Source organism: Mesoflavibacter sp. CH_XMU1404-2 (assembly GCF_037029465.1).
Lineage (GTDB): Bacteria > Bacteroidota > Bacteroidia > Flavobacteriales > Flavobacteriaceae > Mesoflavibacter.
The window spans coordinates 241,425-265,978 of record NZ_JAYMEM010000003.1; the positions used below are offsets into that span (position 1 = coordinate 241,425).

Here is a 24,554-nt window from a genome sequence, read left to right on the forward strand (position 1 = left end):
AAATGGTTGCTTTTTTTATGTCTTCTGTCTTCTGTCTTCTGTCTTCTGTCTTCTGTCTTCAAACTTCAGGCTTAACGCTTCAAACTTTTTAACTTTTCTCTAAAATCTCTTTAATATTAGGTTTAAAGTAGTTTGGTCCTTTTAATACTTTGCCATCTTCGCGGTAAATTGGTTCGCCATCTTCACCTAATTTAGACATATTACTGCGTTGTATTTCTTCAAAGACTTCTTCTATTTTGTGTTGTAAACCGTGTTCTATAATGGTGCCACATAAAATGTAAAGCATATCGCCTAAAGCGTCTGCTACTTCTACTAAATCATTATTATTAGCTGCTTCAAGGTATTCTTCGTTTTCTTCACGCATTAACTTGTAACGCAATAGATTTTTGTCGGTTCCTAAGTCTGCTTTTGGTGATTCTCTGTGTCCTATTTTAAAAGCAGTATGAAAGGCTTTTACAGCTTCAATTTTATCTTGCATAATCCTAAAGTATTCTTTTGTTGAAGGGTTTGGTTTTACTAATTTTGCTTAAAAATAAATTATGTTTAGTAAAGGGCAAATCATTTTTGGTGTTTTATTCGCTATCGCTTTTATAATTGTTATGGTTTTTATGTATCGTAAAGATTTAAAACTTCATAAAATACATTATCGTGGTGTACTTTGGATTTTATTAGCTTTTATTGCTTTTATTGGGCTTATTGCTTCAATTAAATTTATTTTTATGTAGACTTATGAATTAATACATTTTTATAAAAAAAGACCTCATAAATTTTAGAAATCTGTGAGGTCTTTTTTATTTTGTTGCAATTACGTTTTAATTACGCTCTGGTAAATAATTGTATTTAGCACTGTAATCTAACATTTGACCTTCAAAAGTATCTGGTTGTGTTACTTTAATAGCTGTGATTTCTCCTGCGTCATTTGTTTCTGGTACTAAAACAGGATTTACAAATCCGCTGTAAGGTGCTGAGTTAAATTGCTTGTTACGCTCTAAAACTTCGGCATGAATATCTTGATCCACTTTTACACCGTAGCCTTCTACTAAAGCTTCTACTGCTGCGTAATCTCCTTCTGATTTGATACGTTGTGTCTCGCGTAATAACTGTCCGAAAAGCTCATGAAGTTTATCATAATCATTGATATTGAAATATGTTTTACCATCACGAGTTACTTTTTCTATCACGTTATCTGCTTTTCCTTTTTCGTAAGCCCAAGCGCTAACCCATTGTCTGTTACGCATATGTGCTTCTTCTACATCATCGCCTAAATTTAAACGAATTAGCTGCGTCATTAATCCATTACGGATGTAACCGTCGTAAGCTGCTTTTCCAACAGATTTCCAATCGTCTACCAATCCTAATTCTTGTAATTTTGGGTTGTATAGATAGTAAAGTCCTACTAAATCTGCACGACCTTCTTCTAAGGTAGATGCATAATTTTTAAGCGTTTCTTTAGTCTCTCCAACTCCAGGATTTAATTGTCCTGAGGCGTGACCAATTACTTCATGTAATGCTGTGTGTAGCTTATCTGCTAATTGTCCATATTTTTCTTCTAGTTGAAGTTCTTCTTCATCATGAACAAATTCTTTTAATCGTCCTGTGCTTCCTGCATTGTTGTAGGCATCAATAATATTTCCTAAAGACACAGACTTACTTCCTACTGCTGCTCTAATCCAGTTTGCATTTGGTAAGTTTACACCAATTGGTGTACTTGGTGAAGCATCACCAGCTTCTCCTGCTACGTTTACGACTTTGTAAGTAACACCAACTACATTTTTCTTTTTATGCTCGTCCATTAATGGTGAGTTATCTTCAAACCACTGCGCATTTTCTGATAACACAGCCATTTTTGCAGACATATCAAAATCTTTGATTTGCACGATCGTTTCGTAACTTCCTCTGTACCCTAATGGATCGTTATATACTTCAATAAAACTATTAATGTAGTCTATATCTCCATCGGTAGCAGCTGTCCAAGCGACGTTGTAGTCGTCCCAAGTTTGTAAATCTCCTGTTTTGTAATAGTCGATTAACAATCCTAAGGCGTTACCTTGCGCTTCATTTTCGGCAACACTTTTTGCTTTTTCTAGCCATTTAATAATTTCGTCAATTGCGTTTCCATATAATCCACCAGATTGATACACACGTTCTTTTAATTGACCATCTTCTTTTACTAATTGCGAGTTTAAACCAAATGATAATGGCTTTTCTGGATTAGGAGATTTTTTTTGTTGGTAGAACGAAATTACATCTTCATTAGTCACATTTGGACCATAAAAATTAACCGCAGAAAGCGCTACATTATCTACACCTTTTGCTTGATTTACTTTTTTACTGTCTTGGTCATTAAAGATAACATCAAACGCTTCACCTTCTAAAGTTGTTTCTGTGTCTGCTAATAATTGCTTTAAATAATCTGAAGAAAACTCAGGCTTAAGTTTGTCATTAGAATAGTGATGATGTATACCATTACTAAACCAAACACGCTTTAAATACGTAGTAAATGCTTGCCAATCTGCTGTAGTTTTATCACCTTCATAAGTTTTATAAACGTTTTCTAAAGCGGCTCTAATTTTTAGGTTATGTCTGTAGTTTTGATCCCACATTATATCTCTTCCTGCTAAACCAGCTTGCGTTAAATAATACGCTAATTTTTGCTGTTTTAAACTAAGATTATCCCAACTCGGGATTTTGTAACGTAAGATTTTAATATCAGCAAAAGTATCTACGTTATAATCAAAAGTAGATTCTTTTTTTACTGAAGTCTCTTCGGTTGTTTGTGCTTTTTTGTCTTCACCACAAGAAAATAAAAGTGAAGTCATTAATGCAGCACTAAATATTGTTTTTAGTTTCATTATAAAAAATTTTAAAAGTGTCTAAATATAACATTATTTAAGCTATTAAAATTGATTATATTTGAAATACTAACCACAATTTTTGTAAAAAATGAAATTCTTAAAATACATTTTTTTCTTGTTATTGATAGCTGTGATAGCAGTTGCTATCTATATTGCTGTACAACCAAATAGTTTTGAAGTCACTAGAACAAGAACTATCGATGCGCCTGCTGGTGTTATATATAATAATGTAGCTGATTTTAAACACTGGGAAGCTTGGTCACCATGGGTAGAGCAAGATCCAACCATGAACATTATGTACAATGAACAAACCAAAGGTGTTGGTGCAAGCTATAGCTGGACAGGAAAAGATGGTAATGGAAATATGAAAATTGTTAATACAAATTCACCTAAATCTATAGAACATCAATTACAATTTGAAGACTATGATCCATCTAAAATCAATTGGACATTTACACCAACTAACGACGGAAAAACAGAAGTGAAATGGCAAATGAATAGCGACAATGTGCCATTTATGTTTAAAGCATTTGGTTTAATGTCTGGCGGATTTGATAAAATGATTGGTCCTGATTTTGAGCGCGGATTAGAAAAATTAGATAGCGTTACAACAACTCAAATTAGACAATATAATATTGAAGTTAATGGTGTTACAGAACATAGTGGCGGTTATTATTTATACAATACAACGTCTTGTAAGATTAGTGATTTTCAAAAAAAAATGGCAGAAATGCTACCTAAAGTTGGACAGTTTGTCGCAGAAAATAATATTACAGTTTCTGGATCTGCATTTGTAATTTATCACAAATGGGATGAAGAAAATAATACTGTTATGTTCTCTTGTGCTATGCCAACGCCAAATAAAGTAGTTACTACAACAAGCGACATTTTAACTGGTCAATTAGAACCTTTTAAAGCAGTAAAAACGACCCTAAAAGGCGATTACAGCAACCTAAAAGAAGCTTGGGATAAAGGCATGAAATATATAGAACAGTACAATCTTGTTTTTGATGAAGATGGTGTTGCTATTGAAAGCTACGTTACCGATCCATCAAATGAGCCAAACCCTGCAAAATGGATTACAGAAATCTATATGCCTGTAGAATAACATGAAGCAACTAGTATTAGTTTTTATTGGTGGTGGCTTTGGTAGCGTATTACGTTTTATTATTGGTAAATGGCTAAACAGCAATCAATCAGGAATACCTTATGGTACATTTTTAGCTAATATTTTAGGTTCGCTTTTAATAGGTTTTATTTTAGGATATGCCTTAAAAAATAATAGCTTAAACGAAAACCAATCCTTATTATTAGCAACTGGCTTTTGTGGCGGATTTACCACCTTTTCTACCTTTGCTTACGAAAATCATTTGTTTTTAAAAAGTGGCGACTTTACTAGCTTTGCTGTTTATACCATTGCTAGTTTTATAATTGGTTTTCTAGCGGTGTTTTTAGGGATGTGGCTTGCAGGCAGATAATTAATCATGAAACTTTTTTACACCAGCCTCAATATTGGTATCTAAATAGTTTTCTCGGGGTACAATTGGGCAAGAATACCTTTCATTATAAGCACAATATGGGTTGTAGGCTTTATTAAAATCTATTTCTATAGTGTCTCCTTCTGGTATTCTTAAATCTATATAGCGTCCACCGCCATAAGTTGTATCACCATTTGTATTATCTATAAAAGGCAAAAACAAATAATCTTTATAGTCTTCATCTTTCATCAATTCTTTTCCTTGGTAAACATTTAAACTAAACGATTTTCCTTTTAATTGAAAAGTTAAAATTCCAAAAATACGCTCTTCAGATTCTCTACTTGTGGTTGTTTTCATTTTAAACCACTCGGTGTTTGGCGTACGTTTTAAAGTTGCTGTAACTACATAAGTACTATCAAATTTGAAAAAATCTAAGCTTTTAAAATCACTTCTGTCTTTTTCTTTTAATGGTGATGTAGATGCATCTTTATATTCGGCATTCATTTCTTTTTGCCATTCTGTTTCGCCTAAAATTGGTTGTTTATCTTGTGCGCAACTAAGCATTGTAATTGCAAAACAGAAAAGAAAAAAATAGGTTTTCATCTTAAAAAATTAAATTATTTAGTTTCAAAAATACAACTTATTAAAAATTTTACTTAGCTTTGATTCAAACTTTTAAGAAAATAATGAAAAGAGTCAACACATATTGTCAGCAACAAACCACTTCTATTAAGGATTGCGATAGAAGAAGGACGCTTTATATGTTTTGATCATTTAGATATCAATTTTAAGAATATAAAAAGTCCTACTTCATTGTTGGACTTTTTTATTTTTAAGCCGCAATGAAGTCGATCTTTTTTAAAACCAACCAAAAAAATGAAAAGATTACTTACACTTTATTTAAACACCTTTGATGGGCTATCAAGAGAAGTTTGGTGGCTAGCATTAATCACATTAATCAATCGTGCTGGTACGATGGTTATTCCTTTTTTATCATTGTATCTTACTGAAGATTTAGGGTTTTCTCCATCTACAGTTGGATCTATAATGGCTGCTTTTGGATTAGGATCTGTTGTAGGATCTTGGTTAGGCGGAAAGTTAACCGATAAGATTGGCTACTATAGAATTATGGTATTTAGCCTTTTTGTATCTGGTTTGTTATTTATTTACCTGCAATATTTAAAAACAGTACTTAGTTTATCTATTGGTATTTTTGTTTTAATGCTAGTTGCAGATATGTTTAGACCTGCCATGTTTGTGGCATTAAGCGCATATAGTAAACCCGAAAACAAAACACGAAGTGTGACATTAATTAGATTAGCTATTAATTTAGGTTTTTCAGCTGGTCCTGCAGTTGGCGGATTAATTATTGCTGGTTTAGGTTATAATGGATTATTTTGGGTAGATGGTATAACTTGTATTTTGGCTACTTTACTGTTAATTCAACTATTAAATCCTAAAAAATCTAAGGTTTTAGACGAAGTTAAAGTAGAAGAGCCTTACTCAGCATACAAAGACAAAGCTTTTATTATCTTCCTATTTGCCTTATTTTTATTTGGAGTCATGTTCTTGCAATATTTCTCTACCATGCCAATATATTACAGAGACAGTCACTTTTTATCAGAGCCAGAAATAGGTTTACTATTAGGTGCTAATGGTTTTTTTATCTTTTTATTAGAAATGCCTCTTATAAAATGGCTAGAAAACACAAGATTTAATAAAGTAACTCTTATTTGGTTTGGTGCGTTATTAACAAGTTTAAGCCTTTTAATTTTAAACTTTACAACGTGGTCTGGCATACTAATTATTGGTATGTTTTTAATGACAGTTGGAGAGATGATTGCGTTTCCGTTTGCCAATGCATTTGCTTTACAACAAGCTAAAAAAGGAAATCAAGGAGAATATATGGCATTATACTCTATTGCTTTTTCTTTTGCTCATATATTTGGTCATAAAGCAGGTTTAGAAAGTGTTAGCGCATACGGTTTTGATAACACATGGTACATATTTACAGTAGTTGGTGCATTGTGTATGTTTTTACTTTTTGTTTTAAAACAGTTTTTAAAAGCAAAAAAGACAAAACGCATTCGCATTTAAAACTTATGTTAACCCATTGTGCATTTATGATTTCAAAATCATAATTAAGCGTCAGTTCGAGTGATTTTGAGGAACGAGAAATTGTATCGAGAACTTATTTAAATTAAAAAATTCTTATTCTCGATACAGATTTTACTCATTTTCAATCGTAAAACCCACTCGAATTGACGAATTTTATCATTATGCATAAGAATGTTTTGTTAATGTAGTACAACTAATAAAACAAAGTTTATCTAAAGCATTAACTTTGCAAGGTCTATGGAAACAACAAATTTAGATATCATCATTATAGGCGCAGGTCCAATTGGTATTGCCTGCGCTTTAGAATGCCAAAAACGTAATTGGAATTATTTAGTGATAGAAAAAGGTGCGTTAACCAACTCTTTATTTAATTATCCTTTAAATATGACGTTCTTTTCTACTTCACAAAAATTAGAAATAGATAACATCCCGTTTATAAGTAATAATCCAAAACCTACACGCAATGAAGCATTAGAATATTACCGACGTGTAACAACTTCTAATCATTTAAATATTAATTTATATGAAGAAGTAAAAAACATAAGTAAAAACAATGCGCGTTTTGAAGTTGCCACTAACAAAAACAGCTACAGCGCTAAACAAGTAATTATCGCTACTGGTTTTTATGACATCCCAAATTTGTTGAATATTCCTGGCGAAGATTTACCAAAAGTGTTTCATTATTACAAAGAAGCACATCCGTTTACCTTACAAAATGTAGCGGTTGTTGGCGCAAGTAATTCTTCTGTAGATGCTGCTTTAGAAATTTATCGTAAAGGCGGAAACGTAACTATGATTGTTAGAGGTGAAACTATTGGCGAACGCGTTAAATATTGGGTAAGACCAGATATTTTAAACCGAATTGAAGAAGGTAGCATTAAAGCATATTTTAATTCTGAAATCACGTCTATTGACACAGATTTTATAGAAATTAAAACACCAGAAGGCAACAAGAAACTACCAAATGATTATGTTATTGCTTTAACAGGTTACCAGCCCAATTTTAAGTTTTTAGATCAAGCTGGCATTGAGTTTTCTGAAGACAAAAAACACATCCCAAATTACAATCCAGACACTATGGAGTCTAACGTTGAAGGACTTTATCTTGCTGGTGTTATTTGTGGCGGTATGGAAACACACAAATGGTTTATCGAGAATTCTCGCATTCATGCAAAGCTAATTGCAGAAGATATTGCGTCTAAAAGCTAAAGTTTTTTTATCGCATTGTTTTTTACCACATGAGATAAGATAATCTGCGTTTTACATTCGCCATAAACAATTAATTGGTCAATAAAACTCTCTAAATGCTTTTGGTTTTTTAGGATCACTTCCATAACGATGTTTTCATTACCCGTAATTCGGTAGCAATTAACAACTTCATCGTAAGATTTTACCTTTTCTAAAAATGGTTTTAATTTCCCCATAAAAGCTTGCAAAGTGATCAACGCTTTTAACTGATAACCAACTTCAAAAGGCGAAATTAATGTGATATGATTTTGAATAATTCCTAAATCTTCCATCTTTTTTATGCGCTCTGAAACTGCTGGAGACGTAATACCAACTTGCCTACCAATTTCGGCATTAGATTGCCTTGCATTTTGCTGTAAACACCTTAAAATCTTCCAGTTAAGAGTATCAATATTCATTTTTAAAGAATTATTTTAAAATATTTTAATTTTTAAAGCAAATATAATATTTTACTTTAAAAACTAAAGACGAAAACGTTATCTTGTTACTAATTTTGATAAAAAGAAAAATTAAAACATGTCGGCTCAAATCCCATCTCATCTATCAGATTTACCTATTTACAAACAGGCAGTCCAGATTTTTACGCTGTCTAGAAGTATTTCTTCTTACTTAAATCAAGATTTAGCGTATTTATATGAAGATGGAAAAGAAGATCATAACATCTACTTTTCTGGTGATATTGTGCAACAATCTGAATCTTTAGCTCCAGAAATTATTAATGCCGAATTACAACGTCATTCTGATAAAAAGCATAAACACGCTGCTTCTGTAAGACGTTTAACCAACAGACTTTATAGAAATTGTAAGCGTCTTGAAACTTGCAATAGCAACGGTAAAGATTATTTACCGCTTTTAAGACGAGAGTTAAAAAAGTTTAGACAATTGCAAAACACTTGGATGTTAACACTTTAAGCATCACTTTACTTTTACTAGTCTAGCATTAAACATAAAGCTATCTTGGTAAGCGGCTATTTTTGAATTAAAATTTTCAGAGAAGATTACAAATTGCGCTTTTGGCGTACTTTCGGTCAATCTTAAAATGTAATTATGATTGTTATCTCTTGCTATAAAATCTGCATCATGAACGATAAACAATTTTAATTCGCCAGTATGCACACTGTTTAAGTGATATAATTTACTTAACTGTTTTGGTGTTGCTATCAAAATATCTACACCGTAATAAATATCCTCACGCTGAGTTTCTAATTTTTTGGCAGCATACGCACAGTATAGCCTTAAATCTGTATTAGCTGTAAAGGCTTCAAATTTTTCTTTTAATTGTAACGCTTCTTGTTTGTCCTTAACCAAAACTAATGCTCTTGGCGAGTCTTCAAAAGCTTCTGCTTTTAATTTTTGAATCACAGAAATAATTAAAGCTGTCGTTTTCCCACAGCCTTTTGGACCAATACCATACACACTTGCACCACTTTTTATGATGGGTAATAGTTTTTTCTGAAAAGCATTGGGCGTTTCAATGCCTAATATTTCCAAAGATTCTTTTAATAAAGGATGGTATTTTTTGAAAGACATTTATTTAGTTTACAGCGAAATTACTCATTATTACGTTGATAAAAAAAGCGTTTTTCAAAAACTTAAAATCTTAAGCTTTCTATGTTTGATAACTCTACTAGTTTCAAACATGCCTTTTTGAAACTGCCATTATACGGAACTTCTCTAACTACAAAATGATGCTTTTCTTCATTATATGAAGATTTAGGTTGATAACCTTCAAGTAAAAAAGCATAACCATCTAAATACTGACCAGTTGGATAATCTATCATTTCCAAATTCCAAAAATACGAACCATTTATATGTTTTTTGAATTCATTGTATTGTTCATTTGAAATAGGAATAACTTTTTCTGATACAGAATTTTTTATTTCTTTTATATTGTAAGATTTTACAACTAATGAAAAATCTTCTTCATTAGATTTTTCAATTCTAAAAAGTCTATTTTTCCCAAATGAATCAAGAAAATCAAATCTATAACACTCATAACCTAAATCAGTTAATTTAGGTTCATTAAGAGAATCATGAAACTTAGTAACATATTGAATAAATTTAGTACTATCCCTTTGTAGTTTTGATAGAGTTTTTACTGGTTTAGATTTAATTAATTCAGTTTTTTCAGATTTAGAATTACAACCTGTTAATAAAACAAAAATTATTAAATAAAACACTTGTAACTTTCTCATATTTCAAAAAATAAATTTACCAAATAGATACTTCGACTTCGCTCAGCATAAGCGATTCGCACGCTTTTTGAAACATCAAAAAGCGACTCTCTGCTTACATGTTTCGTCTATACTGTCCACCTACTTCAAATAACGCTGAAGTAATTTGACCTAAACTACATACTTTACAAACATCCATTAAGGCTTCAAAAATATTTTCGTTGTTAATTGCTTTTTGCTGAAGCTCTTTTAACAAACTTTCAGTATCATTTCCTTTGTGTAGATTTTCTAATGTTTTAATCTGATTTTGCTTCTCTTCTTCTGTTGCTCTAATCACTTCCGCAGGTATAACAGTTGGTGATCCTTTACTACTTAAGAAGGTATTTACACCAATTATAGGGAAATCTCCGTTGTGCTTCAACGTTTCGTAATACAAGCTTTCTTCCTGTATTTTGCTACGTTGGTACATGGTTTCCATTGCGCCTAAAACGCCACCACGTTCTGTAATACGATCAAATTCTGCTAAAACGGCTTCTTCTACTAAATCGGTTAATTCTTCTATAATGAAAGAACCTTGTAACGGATTTTCATTCTTTGCTAATCCTAATTCTTTGTTGATAATTAACTGAATTGCCATAGCACGACGTACAGATTCTTCTGTTGGTGTTGTAATCGCTTCGTCATACGCATTGGTATGTAACGAGTTACAGTTATCGTAAATCGCATAAAGCGCTTGTAACGTCGTACGAATGTCGTTAAAATCAATTTCTTGCGCGTGTAAACTACGACCAGATGTTTGGATGTGATATTTTAACATCTGCGCTCTAGCATTGGCTCCATATTTATTTTTTAGAGCTTTTGCCCAAATACGTCTTGCTACACGACCAATTACGGCGTATTCTGGATCGATTCCGTTTGAGAAAAAGAACGATAAGTTTGGCCCAAACTTATTAATATCCATACCGCGACTTAAATAATATTCCACGTAAGTGAAACCATTAGACAACGTCAACGCTAACTGTGTAATTGGGTTGGCGCCAGCTTCTGCAATATGGTATCCAGAAATAGATACCGAATAGAAGTTACGCACGTTATTGTCAATAAAATACTCTTGCACATCACCCATTAAACGTAAAGCAAACTCTGTTGAAAAAATACATGTATTTTGAGCTTGATCTTCTTTTAAAATATCGGCTTGTACTGTACCTCTTACTTGCGCAATGGTTTTGGTTTTAATATCGTTATAAACAGCTTCTGGTAGTACTTGATCACCTGTAACACCCAATAACATTAACCCTAAACCGTCGTTTCCTTTTGGTAATTCACCGTTGTATTTTGGTCGCTCTACACCTTTTTCTTTGTAGATGCTTTCTATTTTAGCTTCAACTTCTTTTTCAAGACCATTTTCTTTAATGTAAATCTCACATTGTTGGTCTATAGCTGCATTCATAAAAAAGCCTAACAACATTGGCGCAGGACCATTAATAGTCATACTTACCGATGTTTTTACATCTGCTAAATTAAATCCTGAATACAGTTTTTTAGCATCATCTAAACAGCAAATACTTACACCTGCATTACCTATTTTTCCGTAGATATCAGGACGTAAATCAGGATCACTTCCGTATAAAGTTACACTATCAAAAGCTGTAGATAAACGCTTTGCTGGCATACCATCACTTACATAATGAAAACGCTTGTTGGTACGTTCTGGTCCGCCTTCGCCAGCAAACATACGTGCAGGATCTTCACCCTTTCTTTTAAAAGGATATAAACCTGAAGTATATGGGAATTCTCCTGGCACATTTTCTTGCAACGTCCATTTTAAAATATCGCCCCAAGCTTGATACTTTGGCAACGCTACTTTTGGAATTTGTAAATGAGAAAGAGACTCAGTATGCGTTTCTATTTTTATTTCTTTATCACGAACTTTAAAGCTATAAATTGGTGCTTTGTATGTGTTTACTTTATACTCCCAACCTGTGATAACTTCCCAATTGTATGGATCTAAGTTTAGTTTTACACGGTCAAATTCTTTAAGTAGTAGATGTAAAAGTGAATTAGAAGATTCCTCGTCAGTCGTACCTCCTTCTGTCGGAATGACACGATTATTGTCATTCTGAGCAATGCGAAGAATCTCGTCAGCATTTAACCCGTTTTTATCTAAAAGAGATTTCTCACTTTCGTTCGAAATGACAGCTACAGAACATATAGTCTTATAAATCCCATATAATTTTTGAGCGACTTCAACTTGAACTTCCGCAGTACTATCATAAGCACGATTATTTTCGGCAATTTCTGATAAGTAACGTGTACGATTTGGTGGAATGACGAATACTTTTTCGCTCATTTCATCAGTAATTTCAAAAGTTGAATTTAAATCGGTTTCCGTTTTTTCAACTAATTTATCCATTACTGTTTTGTACAGCGTATTCATTCCTGGATCGTTAAACTGCGATGCGATAGTACCAAAAACAGGCAGTTTATCTTGCGGAATATCCCAAAGGTTATTGTTACGCATGTATTGTTTACGTACATCTCTAAGGGCATCTTTCGCGCCTCTTTTGTCAAACTTGTTAATGGCTACTAGGTCTGCAAAATCAAGCATATCAATCTTTTCAAGCTGAGTTGCAGCACCAAATTCTGGCGTCATCACGTAAAGTGAAACATCAGAATGTTCTATAATTTCGGTATCAGATTGCCCGATACCAGAGGTTTCTAAAATGATTAAATCGTATTCGGCAACTTTTAAAACCTCAACCGCTTCATTTACATATTTTGATAAAGCTAAGTTAGATTGACGTGTTGCCAAACTACGCATATACACACGTGGTGAGTTAATGGCATTCATACGAATACGATCACCTAACAATGCGCCACCAGTTTTTCGTTTTGATGGATCTACTGAAATTAAACCAATTGTTTTTTCTGGAAAATCGATTAAAAAACGTCTAACAAGCTCGTCTACCAAACTCGATTTACCTGCGCCACCAGTACCGGTAATTCCTAAAACTGGTGTTTTTGATGTTTTATTTTTATTATGAATTTGATCTAAAGTGTCTTTAGCAACTTCAGGGAAATTCTCGGCAGAAGAAATAACACGCGCTAAATCTTTTGGGTTTTTCTTAGCTAAATCTTCAACTTTCACCTCAAGCTTATCACCTATTGCAAAGTCAGATTGTTTTACAAGATCATTAATCATGCCTTGTAAACCAAGCTCGCGACCATCATCTGGCGAGTAGATACGTGTGATGCCGTAATCCATCAATTCTTTAATTTCAGCAGGAAGAATTACTCCGCCGCCACCGCCAAAAATTTTGATATGACCTGCGCCTTTTTCATTTAAAAGGTCGTACATGTATTTAAAATACTCGTTATGTCCACCTTGATACGACGTTAATGCAATAGCATTTACATCTTCTTGTATAGCCGTGTTTACAACTTCTTCTACACTACGGTCATGACCTAAATGAATAACCTCTACGCCTGTAGCTTGTATAATTCGGCGCATGATATTTATGGATGCATCGTGCCCATCAAAAAGTGATGCTGCGGTTACGATACGTACTTTATGTTTTGGTTTGTATGGTGCGATTTGTTCCATTCGTAAAAATCTATCTTTTTAAGAGCTGCAATTTACGGATAATTCAAAAAAATTGCGATTAAAATTAAAATATTCTAAAAGAATAAATAAAGATTTTTTTTCGTCTCTTTTATAGTAATTTAGATAACCAACTATGCTATTGATTTATGACTAAAATAACGCTTTTAATAAATTGTGACGACCAATCTGGGATTATTGCTGCTGTCACCAATTTTATAGCAAATAACAAAGGAAACATTGTTTACATAGACCAACATGTAGATAGAGAACAAAACATATTTTTTATGCGTCTTGAAAGTGAATTTAACCAATTTGATATGACTACATTTAAAGTTAATTTTAAATCTGTTTTAGCTGATAAATTTAAGATGAAATGGCGCATTTACGATACTGAAGATTTGCCCAACATGGCTGTTTTTGTATCTAAATACGATCATTGTCTTTATGATATTTTAGGTCGTTATAACAGTGGTGAATTACATGTAAATATTCCTTTTATAATTAGCAATCACAACACATTAAAACCTATTGCAGATAGCTTTAATATACCGTTTTATCATATTCCGGTAACAAAGGACACAAAAGAAGAAGCCGAAGCAAAACAGCTAGAATTATTAGAAAAACATAATGTTGATGTGATTGTTTTAGCTAGATATATGCAAATAGTCTCTAGTAAACTCATTGATAAATATCCAAACAAAATAATTAACATACATCACTCGTTTTTGCCAGCTTTTGTTGGCGCAAAACCTTATCATAGTGCTTATAAACGTGGCGTAAAAATTATTGGTGCGACTAGTCATTATGTAACTGAAGAATTAGATGCTGGTCCAATTATAGAACAAGATGTAGAACGCGTATCACATACACATGCTATTGAAGATTTAATTGCAAAAGGAAGAGATTTGGAAAAGATAGTTTTAGCAAATGCCATAAAATTACACTTAAAGCGAAAGGTGATGGTGTTTAACAATAAGACTGTTATTTTTTCATAATCTTGAATTTGCAAAAACGTTTGAGGCTTTGTTGAAGCTCTTTTTGTGTTGTTGCACCTATGCAACACAAAAAAGCGACTGCCGAAAGCGTGGTATTTTGTTAAACTTGTGTAGTGAACGAAGCAAGTTTAACAAAATATTTGCCCTAATAATTAGTACCTTTAACCTCTAAATAATTTACAATGAAACGAATTTTTGCTTTTATACTATTAATTTCTTTTACCTCATGTGCAGAATTACAAGGTGTTGTCAACCAATTACCGCAAGGTGGAACAGTATCTGAATTAGATATTGCTAACGGTTTACGACAAGCTTTAGATTTAGGAATTGACAAACAAGTCTCTAAACTAACTCAAACCGATGGATTTTATAAAAACGAATTGGTTAAAATTTTACTTCCAGAAGAGTTACAAAAAGTAGACAAAGCGCTACGTGATATTGGTTTAAGCAGTCTTGCAGACGAAGGTATTAAAGCACTTAATAGAGCTGCTGAAGATGCGGTTAGCGAAGCTACTCCTATTTTTGTTAATGCGGTTAAAGGCATTACGTTTACTGATGCTAAAAATATTTTACTAGGTAATGATACTGCGGCTACAGATTATCTAAAAAGCAGAACACAAACTGCGCTATACAGCAAGTTTAATCCGGTGATTAAAAATAGTTTTGATAAGGTTGGTGCTGACCAAATTTGGGCAAATTTAATTACTAAATACAACGCAATACCTTTTACTAACGACGTAAATCCAGATTTAACAGATTACGTTACTAACGAAGCTTTAAAAGGTGTTTACACGATGATTGCTGTTGAAGAAGGCGAAATACGTAATAAAGTTAGTGCCAGAGCTACAGATTTACTAAAAAAAGTATTTGCTTTACAAGATTAACTTTTAAAATAATAATTGCATAATGTTTAGATAACATTTAAGCTAGCAATTTGTTACATCTTTGCACTGCAAGGATGAAGAAGTTATCTCATTTTCTTTTACTTGAGTTAGTTTAGTTAGTTATTAAAAGAGTCTGTTTTTAGGGAAATAATGAATAGACTCTTTTTTTTATGCCAAAAAATTAAAGATTTATTTTTTTTCTTCAAATAAATAAACTAATTTAAATAACTGAAAATCAACTAACAAAAACCATGAGTCGCCGAGACAAATTAAAGCAACAACAGTTAAAACTTAACAAGCGTTACAAACAGCTTGTTGAAGAAGCTTATAATTTGCGCCAAACTAATCATGAAGAAAGTGATCAATCTGAGTATAGAGCCTTAAAACTTTTAGACAAACTTAATAAGCTTAAGTTTTTAGTTAGAGAAACTCCGCAATCGCTTTCTTAATTTAATGAAGTAGTCAAACGCTTTTATAAGTCTAGAGCCGTACCACGAAAAATACTCGCCGTCTACAAAAACGGTTTTTGCGTGATGTGTTTTACGACCAATCTCAAAAGCGTGTTCGTCTTTAAAAGGATATGGCTCGCTAGACAAAAAGACAACTTCTGGATCACCTTCTAATCTTATTTTTTTAAGTTCGACTTCTGGATAACGCTCTAAGTTTGCGTAAATGTTGTTGTATTTATTTAATTGAAGTAAATGATTGATAAACGTATTATTTGCTGCCACCATCCAAGGTTCTCTCCAAATAAAATAAGCTACTTTTAAAACTTCTTGGTCTTTAATAAATGTTTTAAAATTATTTAGATGAAATTCAATTTTATCTGAAATACGTTGTGCATTAGTGCGTTTTTTAAACATGACACCATAATCATTTATCAAATCTAAGCAGTCTTGAATAGTTACAATATCTGATACATGAACTTGACAAATATCTTGACAAGCTTCTACAATTTCTGGCGTATTTTCTTCTTTATTACATAAAATAATATCAGGATTAAGCTGCTTTATTTTATCTATTTTAATGTTTTTAGTACCGCCAACTATCTGTTTTGTGCTTTTAAAATGAAATGGATGCACGCAAAATTTTGTAATACCAACAATACTTTCTTCTAAACCTAAATCATAAAGTAATTCGGTTTGAGAAGGCACTAAACTAACAATACGCTTTGGTGTAACGCTTAAATCAATACGATTACCTAAATGGTCAATCATTACGCTTCTAAAATTGCTTGCATTTCTTTTTGTAGCTCTTCTGCTTTTTGTGCAGCTGCTTGTGCAAAATCTTTTTCATTTGAAGCATAGATAATCCCTCTAGACGAGTTGATTAATAACCCTACATCTTTAGTCATACCATATTTACACACGTCTTGAAGATTACCGCCTTGTGCGCCAACACCTGGAACTAATAAGAAACTATCTGGTATTATTTGCCTTATTTCTGATAGATATTCAGCTTTTGTTGCACCAACTACGTACATTAAGTTTTCTGAATTCGTATAAGTTTTAGAAGTCTCTAACACTTGTTTGTAAAGTTCTTTACCATCAACTAATTTAGTTTGAAAATCAAACGCACCTTGATTAGATGTTAACGCTAAAAGTATGGTATGCTTGTCTTTAAATGCTAAAAAAGGCTCTACTGAATCTTTACCCATATATGGCGCAATAGTCACACTATCAAACGCCAAATCTTCAAAAAAGGCTTTTGCATACATGGTGCTTGTATTACCTATATCACCACGTTTTGCATCTGCTATTGTGAAAATTTCTGGATGATTTTCGTTTAAATAATTAATTGTTCTTTCTAAAGCTTTCCAACCTTTTAAACCATAAGCTTCAAAAAAAGCAATATTTGGTTTGTAAGCCACACAAAGATGATGTGTTGCATCTATAATTGCTTTATTAAACTCGAAAATAGGATCTTCGGTTTGTAATAAATGTTGTGGTATTTTATTTAAATCTACATCTAGCCCAACACAAAGGAAGGATTTCTTTTTTTTGATTTGGTCTATTAGTTGTTGTGTTGTCATGTTTATTATTCAGACTAAAAGAAGTTTATCTTTGTTATATTTCTTTTAAATAGATTCCTGCTTTCGCAGGAATGACAATAAAAAAGCCTCAAAAAAGAGGCTTGATTTTAAATAGTTTCGTCACTAGCTTTTAACTTTTCTGTGTTTTCTGCTAGTTGTAACTCGTCTATAATTTTTTGGATATCTCCATTAACTATGTTTGATAAATCATATAATGTTAACCCGATACGATGGTCTGTAACACGTCCTTGAGGATAGTTGTAAGTTCTAATTTTAGCACTTCTATCTCCGCTTGTTACCATTGTTCCTCTTAAAGCAGCTTCTTCTTCCATCTTCTTTGCTAATTCTAAATCGTATAATCTAGAACGTAATACTTTAAACGCTTTTTCTTTGTTTTTATGTTGCGACTTTTGGTCTTGACATTGCGCCACCAAACCTGTTGGAATATGTGTTAACCTAACCGCAGAATAAGTTGTGTTTACCGATTGTCCTCCTGGTCCTGAAGAACAGAAATAATCTATACGCACTTCTTTAGGATCAATCTCTACATCAAATTCTTCTGCTTCAGGAAAAACCATACACGTAGCCGCACTGGTGTGTACACGACCTTGCGTTTCGGTTTGTGGTACACGTTGTACACGGTGTACACCTGCTTCAAATTTTAAAGTTCCGTAAACGTCTTCTCCAGAAACTTCAAATTGAATTTCTTTAAAACCACCATTTGTTCCTTCGCTATAATCTACTACATCTACTTTCCATCCTTTACTTTCGCAGTATTTACTGTACATTCTAAATAAATCTCCTGCAAAGATACTTGCTTCGTCTCCACCAGTTCCTGCACGTAATTCGACTACCGCATTTTTAGAATCTTGTGGATCTTTTGGTATTAGAAGCATACGTATTTCTTCTTCTAATTTAGGGATACCTGTTTTAGCATCGTCGTATTGCATTTTAGCCATTTCGACCATTTCGGCATCGCTTCCGTCAGAAATAATTTCTTCTGCTTCTTTTAAGTTATTGGTAAGTTCTATATACTCTTCGCGCTTATCCATTAATACACGAAGGTCTTTATATTCTTTATTTAACTCTACATAACGCTTTTGATCTGATATAATATCTGGTTGGATTATTAAATCGCTAACCTCATCAAAACGTTGTTTTACAATTTGTAACTTCTCTAACATCTATCTTTTTGTTGAGCAACAAAAATACGATAATTTATGAATTTGCAATATTTAATTAGTGCTTACGAAAATTATTTAATACTTATAAATTAAAGGTAAGCTTCCGATAAAGGAACTTCTCTAGCAACCATATATCTTATGGCATAAAAAATAGAGAAAACATATAAAAACCTATGAAGAACAGAGAAAGAAACCATATCAAAATAATAGGCTAACACAGCACTTAAATCTGAAAATGCTATACCAAAAACAAACATTGAAAGGTAGATATTTGTTTTTGAAGGATATGAAAAATTTAAATTCCCAACCAGATAACACAGCAACACTAAGGTTATTGCGTGTACATAAATTAGGTATTTTAAAACATGATGAGTTTCTATATTACCTATAAAATGCAACACCTCGTTTAATGCATGAAGATTTAAAATCGCTAAAATGGCAAAAAAGATTAAAATAAATTTATTAGACTTTTTAAAGTCAAATTTTGGAATAGCTATTTTAAATAAAAGCATATACGCTATTATCTTAATTACTGAAGTTAATTTATTAAACAGTAAATCTTCATAATTAAAAGCCATTAAATCTGCTATAATCAAAAAGAAAAAAGAATACTTTATAATATTACCTCTTTTTACTTGACTTTTTAACATCAGTAAAAAAAACACAATCAAGGTAACTATTCTTATAATTCGGGTTGTTATTGCAGGTAAAAAAACTACCGAAAGGATATTTACAGTAGCTAAAAAGGCGGTTAGGGTTAGTAGCGATTTTTTGCTCATATAAGCATTATATTGGTCTAAAATTAACAATTAATATTTATATTTAAACCATAGAAACCTCAATAAAACAGCCTTTTACGTAAAATTTAATATGAATAATCAATTAATAAGTATTTTTCACTTTTACAAGCCTTTTCTTACGTGGTCTTTAATTATAAACTTACTTTTTGTTCTATTGAAAACCCCTGATGTTATTTTAGTTTTAATTGTTAAGTTTTTACTTCTTCTTTTTACCTACTACATAATCATTGAAACTAAAGGAAAACAAAAACTGACCTTTTATAAAATATTAGGCATTTCAGATGTTAAGTTATTTTCAATTGTATATATAATTGACGCCATAATTACATTTATTTTCTTAAAATTAATCATCTATTTATTTGCCTAAATATTGACTTTTGAAATTGATAATATCGAATTACACTTTAAAGATAAACGCATCTTAAATGGCATTTATCTAAAAGCTGAAACTGGCAAAATTACTAGTATTTTAGGCAGAAATGGGTCTGGAAAAAGTTGCCTAATCGACATAGCTTTTGGAATATTAAAAGCTAAATATTGTAATATTAGAATTGATAACAAGCCACAAAAGAAAAAATTATATCAAACTAAAAAAGCTACTTTTTTACCGCAATACCATTACACTCCTAATCGCGCTAAAATAGCTTCTGTTTTTAAATTATTTAAAGTGAAATGGAAGGATTTTATTGAAGAATTTCCTGAATTTTCAAATTATAAAAACTCAAAATTTAATCAACTTTCTGGTGGACAAAGAAGAATTATTGAAATTTATTTAATCCTAAAAAAAGCTTCTGAAATTATTCTTTTAGATGAGCCTTTTTCTAATATTTCACCTTTATATATTGAAAAAATAAAGCAACTTATTGCAATAGAAAAAAAACAGAAGGTTATCATATTAACAGATCATAATTATCAAGACGTGATAGATATTTCAGATGATATTTATTTACTTAAAAATGGTTGCACAAAACTGATTAAAAATATTACAGAATTAGAAGACTACAATTATTTAAATCCTGGCTCTTTAAACTAAAAAAGGAAGTTTTTTGACTTCCTTTTTATTTCACTTAAAAATTGATTAACCACATTTTGAAGAACCGCAATCCTTACAGGTTAAACAGCCTTCTTGGTAGATTAGGTTTTCAGATTTACAGTTATCGCAAGTATGTCCTTTGGCTTCTGTACCATCTGCAACATAACGTTTTAAAGCTCTTACCACTCCGTTTTTCCATGTGTTAATTGATGCGCTGTCCAATTGTAAACTATTAATTAAATCTACAATTTTATCTATTGGCATACCGTGACGTAACGTACTAGAAATTAGCTTAGCATAATTCCAAAATTCTGGATTAAACTTGTACGACAATCCTTCGATAGTTGTTTTGTAACCTCTTTTATTTTTATACTGAAAATCGTAACGTGATGTACCATCTTCATTTTTACTCTTAATAATCAAACCTTGATTTACCCAACGCGGAATTAAAATTCCGTCTTCATCATCTGCTAGACCTGTAAAAATTTCGTAAGGCTTATCTTCAATTAAACCAATAAAAGCAATCCATTTTTCTTTATTATTTTGAAATCTAACCACATCTGCCACCAACACATCTGGTCTTTTTATAGGAAACGCTGTTAGGGTTTCTTGTTGCTCTGGTTCTTTCTTTTCGTCATTAGAAATTAAAACTCCAGATCTTGATCCATCTCTGTAAACGGTTACACCTTTACAACCAACTTCCCAAGCTTTTAAATATAATTCGCCTACTAATTCTTCAGACACATCATTTGGTAAGTTTATAGTCACACTAATAGAATGGTCTACCCATTTTTGAATAGCACCTTGCATACTTACTTTACTTAACCAATCTACATCATTAGACGTTGCTTTGTAATATGGCGATTGTTTTACTAAATCATCTAACTCTTCTTGGGTAAAGTTTTGTGTAGCGTCTATACCGTTTACTTCCATCCATTGTTTAAATCTGTGATGAAAAACTACATATTCTTCCCAAGAGTCTCCTACTTCATCTACAAAATCTACTCTTACATTTTTATCGTTAGGGTTAACCTTACGTCTACGTTTATAAACTGGCAAAAATACAGGCTCTATACCAGAACTTGTCTGCGTCATTAAACTTGTTGTACCAGTTGGTGCAATGGTTAATAAGGCAATATTACGACGACCATATTCTAACATGTCAAAATATAGTTTTTCGTCCTCTTTTTTGATACGCTGAATTAATGGATTATTTTTTTCTCTTTCTGCATCAAAAATAGCGAAAGCTCCACGTTCTTTTGCTGTATTTACAGATGCACGATATACCGCTAAACACAGTGTTTTATGTACTTCTAAAGAAAACGCGTTTCCTTCTTCGCTTCCGTATTGTATACCTAAAGCAGCAAGCATATCTCCTTCTGCTGTGATACCAATTCCTGTTCTACGACCTTCTTCTGCCTTTTTCTTTATATTTAACCAAAGGTTTCTCTCTACTGCTTTTACCTCATCAGTTTCTGGATCTTGTTCTATTTTCTCTAAAACATCATCAATTTTTTCAAGTTCTAAATCGATAATATCATCCATCATTCGCTGCGCTACAGCTGCATGCTTTTTAAATAAATCGAAATTAAATTTTGCTTCTTTAGTAAACGGGTTTTCTACATAAGATAACAAGTTAATAGCCAACAAACGACATGAATCATAAGGACATAACGGAATCTCTCCACAAGGGTTTGTAGAGACTGTTTTGTAACCTAAATCTGCATAGCAATCTGGTAAAGACTCATTAATTACTGTATCCCAAAATAAGATTCCTGGTTCTGCAGATTTCCAAGCGTTGTGTACAATCTTTTTCCAGATATCTGTTGCTTTTATTGTTTGAGAATATTTTGGAGTTTTACTAAATATCGGGTATTTCTGAGTGTATTCAGAATCTGTTTTTACAGCTTCCATAAACGCATCATCAATTCTAACAGAAACATTGGCACCTGTAACTTTACCTTGCTCTAATTTGGCATCTATAAAATCTTCTGAATCTGGATGGTTTATTGAAACAGAAAGCATCAATGCTCCACGACGACCATCTTGAGCTACCTCTCTAGTTGAATTTGAATAACGCTCCATAAAAGGAACAATTCCTGTTGAAGTCAATGCCGAATTTTTTACTGGCGAACCCTTTGGCCTAATGTGGGATAAATCATGACCAACACCACCACGACGTTTCATTAATTGTACTTGCTCTTGATCTATTTTCATAATACCACCGTAAGAATCAGAGTCGCCAGAATTACCAATAACAAAACAGTTTGATAAAGATGCTGTTTGATATGGGTTACCTATACCTGCCATAGGACTACCTTGTGGTACTATGTATTTAAAATCTTTGATGTAATCAAAAACCTCTTGCTCTGTTAAACCGTTTGGGTATTTTGCTTCAATACGAGCAATTTCACTAGCAATACGCTTATGCATATCGTTAGGTGTCTTTTCATACAAATTACCTTCTGAATCTTTTAAGGCATATTTATTAATCCAAACTCGTGCAGCAAGTTCGTCTCCTTTAAAATACGCATTTGAAGCTTCAAAAGCTTCTTCTTGAGTATAAGTTTTTTGTTTGGTTTGTGGTGTTGTTTGTACAGGCATAAATTTTAGGGTTTTAGTTCAACTTCTTCATTACAAAGAACGTAAAAATTATTCAAAACATACAACTACAAAAATCATAAAGTTTACAATTTTTATTTATAATAGATTGATTTTCAGTTATATAATAATTTATCAACATCAAAAAGTTGACAAATTTTTAAAACTTATGAAAGTTTTTATTTTTGATTATTCAATAAAAAAGAAGTCTGTTTTTAAAGAATTTCATAATGTAAATAAGAGCTAATTTGATAATTATTCAAAGAGTTCATTTTCTTGGTCATCTAACTCATTTGTGTAAAATATATAAAAAGTCATATACACAAAACCTAAGAAATAATAAATACGCTCTAGGTAATTAAAGAAATATATATCAAAATAGTTTGCAACGTAACCGGATATATCTGCAAAAATAATTAGATACACAAAAGCAGTAAAATAAAAGGCTCTTTTTGAGGTGTATCTAAAGTAGTAGTTTGCTACCATAACACCTACTAAAACCATCACAAAACCATAAGCAAAAAGTAAAGCTAACTCAAAATTAGACTCAACGTCTTTTGATATTTTGTATAAAGACCTAACACCGATAAGTATATTTAAAACAGCTATTAATGATACTATAAGTGCATCTCTAACACTTACTTTTAAGAAATTTATCTTTTTAAAAATTCTTTGTAACACTAACAAGTATGCAGAAATTTTCACTACTGCATAATATTGCGGAACTACTGGTTTACTGTAATAAATATCTAGCGCATCTGCACAAAAAAGTAAAAAAACAAAAGAAAGCACTAAATAATCTTTAAACTTATAGGTGAAAAAATAAAGCAAAATAACAGCTACAGAAACTACTCTAACTATTCTAAAATTAAACACACTAAATAAATAAACTGATAATAAATTAATTACCAACAGTAGCGCTATAAGAATTTTTATGGCTAGTTTAGATTGCATTTTAAAGGTGTACACCTAATAAATATAAAAAGTATTTTTAAAATAAAGAAGTCTATTTATTTAAAGCTTAACAAATATCTACCTAAAAAATAAAAACTTAACAGATACAATACTCTTTCTAAAAAATAAAACACATAAATATATTCATATCCTGCAACAAATGCGCTTAAATCTGAAAACACAAACGCAAAAACAAATGGAATTAAAAAAGAACTTCTACTCTCTAAATTAAAATAATATATAGCCGCAAAAGAAGCTGTAAACACACTCACTATCCAAAAAAGCAAAATAATAATTCCGACAATAAAATTATCTTCCATAACCAAACCATATACCGTTTGGTAACCAATTAATATATTAATTAACACTACAACAAAAAACAACACACGTATCTTAGCAGACACCTGTTTAAAAGAAATTTTATTTAATAATAATAATAAAGCAATAGACGAATACGCTAATATTTTTACAACCGTAAAAACACTAGTCATTACAGGTATTAAGTAGTAAAAGTCTAAAACATCAGTGATTATAGTTAAAATAAAATACACTAAAATGTACTTATTTTTGTTTACCAATTTATACAATAAGGAA

Annotated in this window: 24 protein-coding genes; 10 read left to right on the top strand and 14 right to left on the bottom strand. The window is 31.8% G+C overall.

Annotated elements, in window-relative coordinates:
• Window positions 1-88: 88 nt before the first annotated feature.
• Window positions 89-478 carry a nucleoside triphosphate pyrophosphohydrolase family protein gene (locus WA327_RS02690; protein WP_336066160.1) on the bottom strand — a complete coding sequence of 130 codons (390 nt, stop codon included), beginning with the start codon at window positions 476-478 and terminating at the stop codon, window positions 89-91.
• A 61-nt stretch (window positions 479-539) separates the two neighbouring features.
• Here WA327_RS02690 and WA327_RS02695 point away from each other — a divergent pair, with 61 nt between their 5' ends.
• Entirely contained in the window at window positions 540-725 is a 186-nt protein-coding gene (locus WA327_RS02695; protein WP_027880757.1) for a hypothetical protein, read from the top strand.
• Window positions 726-812: 87 nt separating this feature from the next.
• Here WA327_RS02695 and WA327_RS02700 read toward each other — a convergent pair whose 3' ends face one another.
• Complete coding sequence (locus WA327_RS02700; RefSeq protein WP_336066163.1) at window positions 813-2,852, bottom strand: dipeptidyl-peptidase 3 family protein; 2,040 nt, start codon at window positions 2,850-2,852, stop codon at window positions 813-815.
• A gap of 91 nt (window positions 2,853-2,943) precedes the next feature.
• On the opposite strand from WA327_RS02700, the gene WA327_RS02705 reads away from it, so the two are divergent.
• The gene (locus WA327_RS02705; protein WP_336066165.1) at window positions 2,944-3,963 is read left to right on the top strand and encodes an SRPBCC family protein; all 1,020 of its coding nucleotides are present in this window, start codon (window positions 2,944-2,946) and stop codon (window positions 3,961-3,963) included.
• A 1-nt stretch (window position 3,964) separates the two neighbouring features.
• Window positions 3,965-4,333 (top strand): fluoride efflux transporter CrcB, encoded by a 369-nt coding sequence (gene crcB / locus WA327_RS02710; protein ID WP_336066167.1) that lies wholly within the window; start codon window positions 3,965-3,967, stop codon window positions 4,331-4,333.
• On the opposite strand, the gene WA327_RS02715 is transcribed toward crcB, so the two are convergent.
• A complete protein-coding gene (locus tag WA327_RS02715; protein ID WP_336066170.1) occupies window positions 4,334-4,936 on the bottom strand; it encodes a DUF1684 domain-containing protein in 603 nt (200 codons plus the stop codon).
• Between the two features lie 273 nt (window positions 4,937-5,209).
• On the opposite strand from WA327_RS02715, the gene WA327_RS02720 reads away from it, so the two are divergent.
• Window positions 5,210-6,430 carry an MFS transporter gene (locus WA327_RS02720; RefSeq protein ID WP_336066173.1) on the top strand — a complete coding sequence of 407 codons (1,221 nt, stop codon included), beginning with the start codon at window positions 5,210-5,212 and terminating at the stop codon, window positions 6,428-6,430.
• A 258-nt stretch (window positions 6,431-6,688) separates the two neighbouring features.
• Complete coding sequence (locus tag WA327_RS02725) at window positions 6,689-7,660, top strand: YpdA family putative bacillithiol disulfide reductase (RefSeq protein ID WP_336066175.1); 972 nt, start codon at window positions 6,689-6,691, stop codon at window positions 7,658-7,660.
• Here the strand turns inward: WA327_RS02725 and WA327_RS02730 are convergent.
• Window positions 7,657-8,097 (bottom strand): Lrp/AsnC family transcriptional regulator, encoded by a 441-nt coding sequence (locus WA327_RS02730; protein WP_336066179.1) that lies wholly within the window; start codon window positions 8,095-8,097, stop codon window positions 7,657-7,659. The genes WA327_RS02725 and WA327_RS02730 overlap by 4 nt on opposite strands.
• 118 nt (window positions 8,098-8,215) lie before the next feature.
• Here WA327_RS02730 and WA327_RS02735 point away from each other — a divergent pair, with 118 nt between their 5' ends.
• On the top strand, window positions 8,216-8,611 hold the full coding sequence (locus WA327_RS02735) for a hypothetical protein (protein ID WP_336066182.1): 396 nt from the start codon (window positions 8,216-8,218) through the stop codon (window positions 8,609-8,611).
• Between the two features lie 3 nt (window positions 8,612-8,614).
• Here WA327_RS02735 and WA327_RS02740 read toward each other — a convergent pair whose 3' ends face one another.
• From WA327_RS02740 to WA327_RS02750, 3 genes are all read right to left on the bottom strand, one after another.
• The gene (locus WA327_RS02740) at window positions 8,615-9,229 is read right to left on the bottom strand and encodes a DEAD/DEAH box helicase (protein ID WP_336066184.1); all 615 of its coding nucleotides are present in this window, start codon (window positions 9,227-9,229) and stop codon (window positions 8,615-8,617) included.
• Window positions 9,230-9,291: 62 nt separating this feature from the next.
• Complete coding sequence (locus tag WA327_RS02745) at window positions 9,292-9,894, bottom strand: hypothetical protein (RefSeq protein WP_336066186.1); 603 nt, start codon at window positions 9,892-9,894, stop codon at window positions 9,292-9,294.
• A gap of 94 nt (window positions 9,895-9,988) precedes the next feature.
• Window positions 9,989-13,477, bottom strand: coding sequence for a methylmalonyl-CoA mutase family protein (locus tag WA327_RS02750; protein WP_336066188.1), 3,489 nt, complete (start codon window positions 13,475-13,477; stop codon window positions 9,989-9,991).
• 146 nt (window positions 13,478-13,623) lie between these two features.
• Here WA327_RS02750 and purU point away from each other — a divergent pair, with 146 nt between their 5' ends.
• The 3 genes from purU to WA327_RS02765 all read left to right on the top strand — a co-directional run bounded on the left by purU (window position 13,624) and on the right by WA327_RS02765 (window position 15,805).
• A complete protein-coding gene (purU, locus tag WA327_RS02755) occupies window positions 13,624-14,472 on the top strand; it encodes a formyltetrahydrofolate deformylase (RefSeq protein ID WP_336066191.1) in 849 nt (282 codons plus the stop codon).
• A 182-nt stretch (window positions 14,473-14,654) separates the two neighbouring features.
• Window positions 14,655-15,356 carry a DUF4197 domain-containing protein gene (locus WA327_RS02760; protein WP_336066193.1) on the top strand — a complete coding sequence of 234 codons (702 nt, stop codon included), beginning with the start codon at window positions 14,655-14,657 and terminating at the stop codon, window positions 15,354-15,356.
• Between the two features lie 251 nt (window positions 15,357-15,607).
• The gene (locus WA327_RS02765) at window positions 15,608-15,805 is read left to right on the top strand and encodes a Lacal_2735 family protein (RefSeq protein WP_336066195.1); all 198 of its coding nucleotides are present in this window, start codon (window positions 15,608-15,610) and stop codon (window positions 15,803-15,805) included.
• On the opposite strand, the gene WA327_RS02770 is transcribed toward WA327_RS02765, so the two are convergent.
• From WA327_RS02770 to WA327_RS02785, 4 genes are all read right to left on the bottom strand, one after another.
• Window positions 15,773-16,573, bottom strand: a complete 801-nt coding sequence (locus WA327_RS02770) for a helical backbone metal receptor (RefSeq protein WP_336066198.1) — start codon at window positions 16,571-16,573, stop codon at window positions 15,773-15,775. The genes WA327_RS02765 and WA327_RS02770 overlap by 33 nt on opposite strands.
• Window positions 16,573-17,388 carry an orotidine-5'-phosphate decarboxylase gene (gene pyrF / locus WA327_RS02775; protein WP_336066201.1) on the bottom strand — a complete coding sequence of 272 codons (816 nt, stop codon included), beginning with the start codon at window positions 17,386-17,388 and terminating at the stop codon, window positions 16,573-16,575. The genes WA327_RS02770 and pyrF overlap by 1 nt, the downstream gene beginning before the upstream one ends.
• A 107-nt stretch (window positions 17,389-17,495) precedes the next feature.
• Complete coding sequence (gene prfA / locus WA327_RS02780; RefSeq protein WP_336066203.1) at window positions 17,496-18,572, bottom strand: peptide chain release factor 1; 1,077 nt, start codon at window positions 18,570-18,572, stop codon at window positions 17,496-17,498.
• Window positions 18,573-18,661: 89 nt separating this feature from the next.
• Entirely contained in the window at window positions 18,662-19,351 is a 690-nt protein-coding gene (locus WA327_RS02785) for a hypothetical protein (RefSeq protein ID WP_336066204.1), read from the bottom strand.
• A 391-nt stretch (window positions 19,352-19,742) separates the two neighbouring features.
• Between WA327_RS02785 and WA327_RS02790 the strand changes: the two genes are divergently transcribed.
• Entirely contained in the window at window positions 19,743-20,405 is a 663-nt protein-coding gene (locus WA327_RS02790) for an ATP-binding cassette domain-containing protein (RefSeq protein ID WP_336066208.1), read from the top strand.
• Window positions 20,406-20,450: 45 nt separating this feature from the next.
• Here the strand turns inward: WA327_RS02790 and WA327_RS02795 are convergent, their stop codons facing one another.
• The 3 genes from WA327_RS02795 to WA327_RS02805 form a co-directional block, all read right to left on the bottom strand.
• Window positions 20,451-23,009 (bottom strand): adenosylcobalamin-dependent ribonucleoside-diphosphate reductase, encoded by a 2,559-nt coding sequence (locus WA327_RS02795; RefSeq protein ID WP_336066210.1) that lies wholly within the window; start codon window positions 23,007-23,009, stop codon window positions 20,451-20,453.
• 252 nt (window positions 23,010-23,261) lie between these two features.
• Complete coding sequence (locus tag WA327_RS02800) at window positions 23,262-23,960, bottom strand: hypothetical protein (RefSeq protein ID WP_336066212.1); 699 nt, start codon at window positions 23,958-23,960, stop codon at window positions 23,262-23,264.
• 56 nt (window positions 23,961-24,016) lie between these two features.
• Window positions 24,017-24,511, bottom strand: a complete 495-nt coding sequence (locus WA327_RS02805; RefSeq protein ID WP_336066214.1) for a hypothetical protein — start codon at window positions 24,509-24,511, stop codon at window positions 24,017-24,019.
• Window positions 24,512-24,554 lie beyond the last annotated feature (43 nt).

Excerpts from the sequence above, each read along its gene's own strand:
- WA327_RS02690 (WP_336066160.1), bottom strand. The coding sequence starts at position 478 with ATGCAAGATAAAATTGAAGCTGTAAAAGCCTTTCATACTGCTTTTAAA.
- WA327_RS02695 (WP_027880757.1), top strand. The coding sequence starts at position 540 with ATGTTTAGTAAAGGGCAAATCATTTTTGGTGTTTTATTCGCTATCGCT.
- WA327_RS02700 (WP_336066163.1), bottom strand. The coding sequence starts at position 2,852 with ATGAAACTAAAAACAATATTTAGTGCTGCATTAATGACTTCACTTTTA.
- WA327_RS02705 (WP_336066165.1), top strand. The coding sequence starts at position 2,944 with ATGAAATTCTTAAAATACATTTTTTTCTTGTTATTGATAGCTGTGATA.
- crcB (WP_336066167.1), top strand. The coding sequence starts at position 3,965 with ATGAAGCAACTAGTATTAGTTTTTATTGGTGGTGGCTTTGGTAGCGTA.
- WA327_RS02715 (WP_336066170.1), bottom strand. The coding sequence starts at position 4,936 with ATGAAAACCTATTTTTTTCTTTTCTGTTTTGCAATTACAATGCTTAGT.
- WA327_RS02720 (WP_336066173.1), top strand. The coding sequence starts at position 5,210 with ATGAAAAGATTACTTACACTTTATTTAAACACCTTTGATGGGCTATCA.
- WA327_RS02725 (WP_336066175.1), top strand. The coding sequence starts at position 6,689 with ATGGAAACAACAAATTTAGATATCATCATTATAGGCGCAGGTCCAATT.
- WA327_RS02730 (WP_336066179.1), bottom strand. The coding sequence starts at position 8,097 with ATGAATATTGATACTCTTAACTGGAAGATTTTAAGGTGTTTACAGCAA.
- WA327_RS02735 (WP_336066182.1), top strand. The coding sequence starts at position 8,216 with ATGTCGGCTCAAATCCCATCTCATCTATCAGATTTACCTATTTACAAA.
- WA327_RS02740 (WP_336066184.1), bottom strand. The coding sequence starts at position 9,229 with ATGTCTTTCAAAAAATACCATCCTTTATTAAAAGAATCTTTGGAAATA.
- WA327_RS02745 (WP_336066186.1), bottom strand. The coding sequence starts at position 9,894 with ATGAGAAAGTTACAAGTGTTTTATTTAATAATTTTTGTTTTATTAACA.
- WA327_RS02750 (WP_336066188.1), bottom strand. The coding sequence starts at position 13,477 with ATGGAACAAATCGCACCATACAAACCAAAACATAAAGTACGTATCGTA.
- purU (WP_336066191.1), top strand. The coding sequence starts at position 13,624 with ATGACTAAAATAACGCTTTTAATAAATTGTGACGACCAATCTGGGATT.
- WA327_RS02760 (WP_336066193.1), top strand. The coding sequence starts at position 14,655 with ATGAAACGAATTTTTGCTTTTATACTATTAATTTCTTTTACCTCATGT.
- WA327_RS02765 (WP_336066195.1), top strand. The coding sequence starts at position 15,608 with ATGAGTCGCCGAGACAAATTAAAGCAACAACAGTTAAAACTTAACAAG.
- WA327_RS02770 (WP_336066198.1), bottom strand. The coding sequence starts at position 16,573 with ATGATTGACCATTTAGGTAATCGTATTGATTTAAGCGTTACACCAAAG.
- pyrF (WP_336066201.1), bottom strand. The coding sequence starts at position 17,388 with ATGACAACACAACAACTAATAGACCAAATCAAAAAAAAGAAATCCTTC.
- prfA (WP_336066203.1), bottom strand. The coding sequence starts at position 18,572 with ATGTTAGAGAAGTTACAAATTGTAAAACAACGTTTTGATGAGGTTAGC.
- WA327_RS02785 (WP_336066204.1), bottom strand. The coding sequence starts at position 19,351 with ATGAGCAAAAAATCGCTACTAACCCTAACCGCCTTTTTAGCTACTGTA.
- WA327_RS02795 (WP_336066210.1), bottom strand. The coding sequence starts at position 23,009 with ATGCCTGTACAAACAACACCACAAACCAAACAAAAAACTTATACTCAA.
- WA327_RS02800 (WP_336066212.1), bottom strand. The coding sequence starts at position 23,960 with ATGCAATCTAAACTAGCCATAAAAATTCTTATAGCGCTACTGTTGGTA.